Annotated in this window: 7 protein-coding genes and 1 riboswitch; all 7 genes read right to left on the bottom strand. The window is 66.8% G+C overall.

What is annotated here, in order from left to right:
• Window positions 1-551: 551 nt before the first annotated feature.
• The 7 genes from gcvP to ACWDXS_RS02900 all read right to left on the bottom strand — a co-directional run bounded on the left by gcvP (window position 552) and on the right by ACWDXS_RS02900 (window position 7,737).
• On the bottom strand, window positions 552-3,362 hold the full coding sequence (gene gcvP / locus ACWDXS_RS02930; RefSeq protein WP_449961333.1) for an aminomethyl-transferring glycine dehydrogenase: 2,811 nt from the start codon (window positions 3,360-3,362) through the stop codon (window positions 552-554).
• Window positions 3,363-3,526: 164 nt separating this feature from the next.
• Window positions 3,527-3,626: riboswitch (glycine riboswitch) on the bottom strand.
• Between the two features lie 163 nt (window positions 3,627-3,789).
• The gene (locus tag ACWDXS_RS02925; RefSeq protein ID WP_131816826.1) at window positions 3,790-4,347 is read right to left on the bottom strand and encodes a MerR family transcriptional regulator; all 558 of its coding nucleotides are present in this window, start codon (window positions 4,345-4,347) and stop codon (window positions 3,790-3,792) included.
• Between the two features lie 158 nt (window positions 4,348-4,505).
• A complete protein-coding gene (locus tag ACWDXS_RS02920; RefSeq protein ID WP_067446263.1) occupies window positions 4,506-4,979 on the bottom strand; it encodes a bifunctional nuclease family protein in 474 nt (157 codons plus the stop codon).
• Window positions 4,980-5,138: 159 nt separating this feature from the next.
• The gene (gene ftsR / locus ACWDXS_RS02915) at window positions 5,139-5,927 is read right to left on the bottom strand and encodes a transcriptional regulator FtsR (protein ID WP_449961327.1); all 789 of its coding nucleotides are present in this window, start codon (window positions 5,925-5,927) and stop codon (window positions 5,139-5,141) included.
• Between the two features lie 70 nt (window positions 5,928-5,997).
• A complete protein-coding gene (odhI, locus tag ACWDXS_RS02910) occupies window positions 5,998-6,483 on the bottom strand; it encodes an oxoglutarate dehydrogenase inhibitor Odhl (RefSeq protein ID WP_101462719.1) in 486 nt (161 codons plus the stop codon).
• A 177-nt stretch (window positions 6,484-6,660) separates the two neighbouring features.
• Complete coding sequence (gene gcvH, locus ACWDXS_RS02905; protein ID WP_378631210.1) at window positions 6,661-7,074, bottom strand: glycine cleavage system protein GcvH; 414 nt, start codon at window positions 7,072-7,074, stop codon at window positions 6,661-6,663.
• Window positions 7,075-7,101: 27 nt separating this feature from the next.
• Entirely contained in the window at window positions 7,102-7,737 is a 636-nt protein-coding gene (locus ACWDXS_RS02900) for a CDP-alcohol phosphatidyltransferase family protein (RefSeq protein ID WP_378631208.1), read from the bottom strand.
• Window positions 7,738-7,753: the final 16 nt, after the last annotated feature.

Below are 7,753 nucleotides of genomic sequence, written 5' to 3'. Positions count from 1 at the left end.
AATCCGGACATTCCACGCGAAACCAATATTCCGAGAGCACTGCAGGTCCAGGCGCTAGGTTCGCAGACATAGCGCTGCCGCTCGCGATGCGGACCGATCGCCACCTGTGCGATCTCCGGTCTCGATACCGCACATCCCCAGCGTGTACGGCAAATTTTGCAAACAATTCAGCCGAACTGATCGACTGACCGAATCTGTCGATTACTGCCGCGTCGACATTCGACACTCCCCCGGAATGCCGAGAGCGAAACCAGAGCCCGGATTTGTTGGGGACATCCCGATTGTGCGCGTGTCGCGCGGCGGATATACCAATTCGGTTGCCACCAACATTTGGGGCTTGACTCAATAGTGAGACCATTTGACGGCGCGAGACATACTGGACATTCCCTGAATAGCCGAAAACGAGGCAATCGGTATGTGACGCGCCGCCATTACGGCCGATGAGAATTCACTTTCGGCAACCATGCCGCGACTGCAACGTCACCTGGCCCGCACAGACGACAACGGGCCCCGCCGACCTTATCGGCGGGGCCCGTTGTCAGGACTACCGGTCAGTCTTCGTAGGCATCCAGCGGCGGGCACGAGCACACCAGATTACGGTCGCCGAACGCACCGTCGATGCGCCGCACGGAAGGCCAAACCTTCGGACGAGCATGGCCGATACCGCGCGGGTACACCGCGGTCTCCCGGCTGTACGGATGGTTCCACTCGGCTACCAGGCTGGCAGCGGTGTGCGGCGCACCGCGCAGCGGGTTGTCGGTCACCGGCCACACCCCGGCCGCCACCTGGTCGATCTCACCACGGATGGCGATCATGGCGGCGATGAACTCGTCGATCTCCTCGAGGTTCTCGCTCTCGGTGGGTTCCACCATCAGCGTGCCCGCGACCGGGAAGCTCATGGTCGGCGCGTGGAAACCGTAGTCGGCCAGTCGCTTGGCCACATCGTCGACGGTGACGCCGGTCTGCTTGGTGATCTCCCGCAGATCCAGGATGCACTCGTGGGCGACCATGCCGTTCTCGCCGGTGTAGAGCACCGGGAAGTAAGCGTCGAGGCGGCGGGCGATGTAGTTGGCCGACGCGATCGCGGTCAGCGTCGCCGCGCGCAGGCCCTCGGCGCCCATCATCCGGATGTAGGCCCAGGTGATCGGCAGGATCGACGCGGAACCGTAGTTCGCCGCCGACACCGCGTGCGAACCGGCTTCGAGCGGGTCACCGGGCAGGTACTGCGCCAGGTGCGCACCCACCGCGACCGGGCCGACGCCGGGGCCGCCGCCGCCGTGCGGGATGCAGAAGGTCTTGTGCAGGTTCAGGTGGCTCACGTCGCCGCCGAACCGGCCCGGACGGGCAAGGCCGACAAGGGCATTGAGGTTCGCGCCGTCGACGTACACCTGGCCGCCGGCATCGTGCACGAGCGCGCACAACTCGGCGACCTCGTGCTCGTAGACGCCGTGGGTGGACGGGTAGGTGATCATGATGCAGGCCAGCCGGTCGGCGTGGTCGGCGATCTTGGCGCGCAGGTCGTCGAGGTCGACGTCACCGTTCGCACGGCACTTGACCACCTCGACGCGCATGCCGACCATGGCCGCCGAGGCGGCGTTGGTCCCGTGCGCGCTGGACGGGATGAGGCAGGTGTCGCGGTGGTCGTCACCGCGATCGAGGTGGTAGCGGCGGATCGCGAGCAAGCCCGCGTACTCGCCCTGACTACCCGCATTGGGCTGCAGGCTCACCGCGTCGTAGCCGGTGATCTCGGCCAGCCACCGCTCGAGGTCGGCGATCAGCGTGCGGATGCCGGGGGTGTCCTCGGTGGGCGCGAAGGGGTGCAGGCGGGCGAAGCCGGGCCAGGTGATGGGCTCCATCTCCGCGGTCGCGTTGAGCTTCATCGTGCACGAACCGAGCGGAATCATGCTGCGGTCCAGTGCGATGTCCTTGTCCGAGAGCGCGCGCAGATAGCGCAACATGGCGGTCTCGGTGTGGTGGCGGGTGAACGCCGGGTGGGTCAGGTAGTCCGAGGTGCGGGTCTCGATCGCAGCGGGCTCGGCGCCCGCGCCCGCGTCGGGAGTCAGTGCGGTGCCGAAGGATTCGACGACGGCCGCGACATGCGCGTCGGTGGTGGCCTCGTCGCAGGCGATGGCGACGTGGTCGGCGTCGACCAGGCGCAGGTTGATCCCCTTCGACTTCGCCTTGGCGACAACCGCTTCCGCGCCGCCGGGCACGTGGGCGAGCACGGTGTCGAAGAAGGCACTGTGCACCACGGCCCCACCGAGGCCGGTCGCGACGGCAGCGGCGTGCTGGTGCACGCGGCGCGCGATGGCGCGCAGGCCGTTGGCACCGTGGTAGCTCGCGTACATCGCGGCGACGATCGCCAGCAGCACCTGGGCGGTACAGATGTTCGAGGTGGCCTTCTCGCGGCGGATGTGCTGCTCACGGGTCTGCAGCGCCAGACGGTATGCGGGCGCGCCGTCGGCGTCGACGGACACGCCGACCAGGCGACCGGGCAACTGGCGGGCGAAGGCGGTGCGCACGGCGAGGTAACCGGCATGCGGGCCGCCGAAGCCCATCGGCACGCCGAAGCGCTGGGTGGTACCGAAGCACACGTCGGCACCTTGTTCACCCGGCGGGGTGCTCAACGTCATCGCGAGCAGATCGGCGCCGGCGGCGACCAGTGCGCCGCGCTCGTGGGCGGCGGCGAACAGCGAGGTCCAGTCGACGATGTGGCCCGAGGCGCCCGGGGTCTGCACGATCACGCCGAAGAACTCGCCCTCCGGCAGCTCCCCGGTCGACAGGTCGGCCTCGATGATCTCGATGCCGAGCGGCTCGGCCCTGGTGCCGATGATGGTCTTGGTCTGCGGGAACAGATCGGCGTCGATCAGCAGCCGGTTCGACTTGGACTTGCCCGCGCGGCGCAGCAGCGTCATCGCCTCGGCCGCGGCGGTGGCCTCGTCGAGCATGGAGGCGTTGGCGACGTCCATGCCGGTCAGATCCGACACCATGGTCTGGAAGTTGAGCAGCGCCTCGAGCCTGCCCTGGCTGATCTCGGGCTGGTACGGGGTGTAGGCGGTGTACCAGGCGGGGTTTTCGAGCAGATTGCGCACCAGCACCGGCGGGGTGAGGGTGTCGTAGTAGCCCAGACCGATCATCGAGGTGGCGACGGTGTTCGCCTGCGCCAGCGTGGCCAGTTCCTCGAGCACCTCGTGCTCGGAGGCGGGCGCGGGCAGCGCGCCGAGGCCGGACTCGTCGAGGATCGTGGCGGGCAACGCCGTGGTCGCGAGCGCGTCGAGGGACTCGACGCCGATGGTCGCGAGGATCCGGGCGAGTTCGCCGGAATCGGGTCCGATGTGGCGGTCGGCGAACGAACGGGTCACGGCAGCTCCAGGTCGGGCGGGTCGACCTCATGGTCGACGGGTACCAGCCCTCCCCCTCTGTCTGTGCGCCTGAGAGATTCGGAAACCCGGCCCCCGAAACGGGAAGACCGTGCCCCTTTCCCCGTGGGCGGGCAGCCGGATGCCACCGCTTTCCAGAGGCGTCGAATCACCGTGCGGTCCCTGTTGCCTGAGAGATTGACGGGGAGGTGCTGCTCCTTCGGCGCCCCGATTCTCACGAACCGAGGACTCTCCCGCACGGCGGCGACGCACCACCGATTCTAGATGCAGCGAACCCCCGGTCGCGCCACCAGGGGCCCGCCGGGGGTGTAGTGCTGATCACTGTCGCGCCTCTCCGCGCCTTCGGGCCGGACTCAGGTGCGGGGCTGGGCGGCAAACGCGGCCGAGTGGAGACGGCCGGTCGGCACGACTAACCGGTTTTCCGGTTCTCCCTCACCTTGCGTCGAAAAGAGAGCTCGTCTTCGGGGCGGTCGGTGATGGCGGTGGCTCGTTCTGCCGGGAAGTCCGCGATCGCGCCGGTCAGCTCACGCATGGCGCCACCGACGGCGATCCCGAAGACTCCCTGGCCGCCCTGCAGTAAATCGACGACTTCCTCGGGTGAGGTGCACTCGTACACCGAGGTGCCGTCGGAGAACAGGGTGATCCCGGCCAGATCGCCCACGCCACGACTGCGCAGGTGATCGACGGCGATCCGGATGTTCTGTAAAGAGATGCCCGCGTCCAGCAGCCGCTTCACGATCTTGAGGACAAGGATGTCCTTGAACGAGTACAGCCGCTGGCTGCCCGACCCCGCCGCACCACGGATCGACGGCACGACCAGCCCGGTCCGGGCCCAGTAGTCGAGCTGACGGTAGGTGATACCGGCGACCTGACACGCGCTCGGCACCCGGTAGCCGACCAGATCGTCCGGAACCGAGTCGTCCGGGAACAAGCCAGGCTGTACGACATCCTGCGTTTGTTCTTCCACTGATCGCTCCTTCTGCCGACGTTCTCGGGTCGGAGTCACGACGGATGTTGCCCGACTTTCGAGGTTACTCCTGCCATTGTCGGACCTGCGGTGTTGTCACACCAAGCACCAAACGCCGCGATTCCCTGGACCTCTACTTAAGGTTTAGAAGATCGTGATCAGCTGTCGGTCGCCTTGAAGTCGTCGGGCGAGACCGACTCCAGGAACTCCTTGAACTTCTCCACCTCGTCCTCGCGTTCGTCGGGCATCACCAAGCCCGCCTCGGCGAGCACCGGCTCTTCGGCGTAGATCGGGCACCCGACGCGCAAGGCGATCGCCACCGAGTCCGACGGTCGCGCCGAGACCCGTAGATCGCCGTCGAAGACCAGATCCGCGTAGAAGGTGCCCTCCTGCAGATCCACGATCCGCACTTCCTTGAGTGTGTGTCCCAGCTCGGTGATCAGAATCTTGATCAGATCGTGAGTGAGCGGACGGATCGGCGTGACCCCCTCCTGCTCGAGCACGATCGCGGTGGCCTCGGCCTGCCCGATCCAGATCGGCAGATACCGCTCCCCCGAAGCCTCCCGCAGCAGCAGCACGGGCTGGTTCTGTGGCTGCTCGACACGGATGCCGATGACACGCATCTCGCTCATGAGTAAGTCCTGCCTCCCATACTCGGCCGCCGGCCGGCACGACAGCTGCACAGCTCGCCGTATCAACGAGTCTAGGCGAATTCTGGGGCGTGCAAGAAAGACGTTCGCGCCGAAATCGGTGTGTAGCCGGGGCGATACCTGATCACCGGGCCGGGTGTGTCAGCCGCCGAGGGCTGTGCGCACCGCGGCTTTGACCAATGCGGCGTGCAGGTTCAGCGACAGCGCCGCGAGTTCGCGCACGGTCTCCTCGGCGCGAGCGCGCGCATCGGCATCGCGACTCTTCGCGATCGGCGCGGCGATCTGCGCGATCAGCGCTGCCTCGCGATCGGCGGCGAGTTTGAAGGCGCGCAGATGACGAGCCTCCAGGCCGAATTCGGCCATCGCCTTCGCCGCGTGTGCCAGCGTGACCGCATCGGACTCGAAGAATCCGCCCGCGCCGGGAACGATGAGTCCCGCGCGCAGCAGATCGTCGAGGAAACGGTCGTCGATGTCGGCCTTGGCGAGCAGGTCGGACCTGGTGAGCCGCACGCCGACGTCGACGCGCAATTCCTCGGGCGTGATGGCGCCCGTCACGATGCCGAGGCGGCGCGGCTCGGCGCGGCTCGTCGCCTCGGTATCGGCCTCCGCGGAGCCGGACACACCGTGCCCGGCCTCCGCGGAGCCGTGGTGGGAGTGCGCGCGGGCGCGCGCTTCACGCACGCCCAACGTCGCCGCACCACTGTCGATCGCTTCCAACTGCTCCTTGATCACCTTCAACGGCAGGTACTGATCGCGTTGCGCGGTCAGTACGAAGCGCAGCCGTTCGTAGTCGGCCACCGAGAACCGCCGGTATCCCGACGGTGTCCGTTCCGGCCGGATCAGGCCCTCGGATTCGAGGAACCGGATCTTGGAGATGGTGATATCAGGAAAATCTGGTCGCAGCAGGTCGAGTACGGAGCCGATCGACATCCCTCCGCGCGCCCACTGCGCCGCCCCTGTCACAGCACTGTGCCCGTTACGGGCACCAGTACCGTTGGGGTCATCGCGACCCCGCGCCCGACGCCGACTCGTTCGCCTGCGTGCGCGGACCGGTCAGGAAGACCAGCCGGAACTTGCCGATCTGGACCTCGTCGCCGTTCTGCAGCTCCGAGGAGTCCACCGGCTCCCGGTTGACGTAGGTGCCGTTGAGGCTGCCCACATCGACGACCTGGAACGAGTCGTCGTCCTGACGGAACTCGGCATGCCGACGGCTGACCGTGACGTCATCCAGAAAAATGTCACTGTCGGGATGGCGGCCGGCCGAAGTGGTCGGCTGATCCAGCAGGAAACGCGAGCCCGCGTTCGGGCCACGCTTGACCACCAGGAGGGCCGCACCGGCCGGCAGGCCCTCGACGCCCTGAACCGGCTGTTCGCCGGTCGGCTCTGCGGAGCGCGACGCGTCGACCTCGTTGAGGAAGTCCGCGCGGAAGACCGACGTCGTCTCGGCCGCGGTTTCCCCGTAACCCGGGTCCCTGTTCTCGCTCACCGTTTCTCTCCTCCTCGAACCTGATTATCCATGCAAGCAGGTGCTGTATTCGGCGACACGACCGGCGCGATCACATCGCCAGGAAAAGATCCCGGCGTCGATTCCCCGACGTATCCGCTTGGCTTTGACCGTACCCTGCCGGGGCGTGCCCGTGCAGGGAGAACTGTGAAGGCTGAGTCAGCCCCCGATAACTCCTTGGTAACCCGCTGCATCCAGCAGTTCACCGAGGGCGGAATCGAGGGTTGCCTCGTCGTCGAACGCGAGCTCGAACAGCCAACCCTCGTTGTAGGGATCTTCGTTGAGCGTCTCCGGCGTCTGGACCAGATCCTCGTTCACCGCAACGACTTTGCCGGTGAGCGGAGCGTAGATGTCGGACACGCTCTTGGTCGACTCGACCTCGGCGATGCTGTCGCCGACGGTCACGTCTTTGTCGACGTCGGGCAGCTGGACGAACACGACGTCACCCAGCTGTGACTGGGCGTAATCGGTGATGCCGACACGGACCGCCGTGGGGCTGGTCCGCCGCACCCATTCGTGCTCTTCGGTGTAGCGCAGTTCCTCAGGGGTCCGGGTCACTGGACGTCCTTTCATCGTCGACGTTGCACGCAACAGTATCGACTAGCTCCCCCGGTGCGGCACAGGCGGTATCGATCGCGCGACCGCGACCGCGAGCCCCGCGTAGAGCAGCCCGGTCCAGACGTAGAGTGCCGTGCCCCAGATCAGCAGGGCCCAGCCGAAGGCCCACCCGAAACTCGCCCCCGCCCAGTCCATCTCCCCGGTCAATATCCACGGCAGCGCCGACATCAGCGCGAAAGTGGCCGCTTTGCCCAGGTAGATCACTTCCGGCGCGGGTAGTTCGCGCCGCTTGTACACCGAAAGGGTCGCGGTGAGTACCAGATCGCGTGCGATCAAGATCACTGCCAGCCACCACGGCAGCAGACCGCGCACAACGAAGGCCACCAGGGTCGTCACCAGATAGAGCCGATCGACGAGCGGGTCGAGCAGCGCTCCCAGACGCGAGGACTGATCGAGCAATCGGGCGAGTTTGCCGTCGAGGAAATCGGTGAAGCCGCTGGCGATCAGCAAGGCGAAGGCCCAGCCGTCGGCGTGGCGGACCAGCAGCAGCCAGAGGAAGACGGGGATGCCGATCAACCGCACCACGCTCAGCGCGTTGGGCACGGTCAGGATGCGGTCGCTGAACACGCCACCGGTTTCGGTGTCGTGCGTGCCCGGCGTTCCTGATTCGGTTGCCACGCCCCTGCTTACCGCA

The sequence above is a fragment of the Nocardia sp. NPDC003183 genome (assembly GCF_053590715.1).
This window is presented reverse-complemented; position numbering and strand designations above follow the sequence as displayed.

Excerpts from the sequence above, each read along its gene's own strand:
- gcvH (WP_378631210.1), bottom strand. The coding sequence starts at position 7,074 with ATGAAAGGACGTCCAGTGACCCGGACCCCTGAGGAACTGCGCTACACC.
- ACWDXS_RS02920 (WP_067446263.1), bottom strand. The coding sequence starts at position 4,979 with ATGAGCGAGATGCGTGTCATCGGCATCCGTGTCGAGCAGCCACAGAAC.
- ftsR (WP_449961327.1), bottom strand. The coding sequence starts at position 5,927 with ATGTCGATCGGCTCCGTACTCGACCTGCTGCGACCAGATTTTCCTGAT.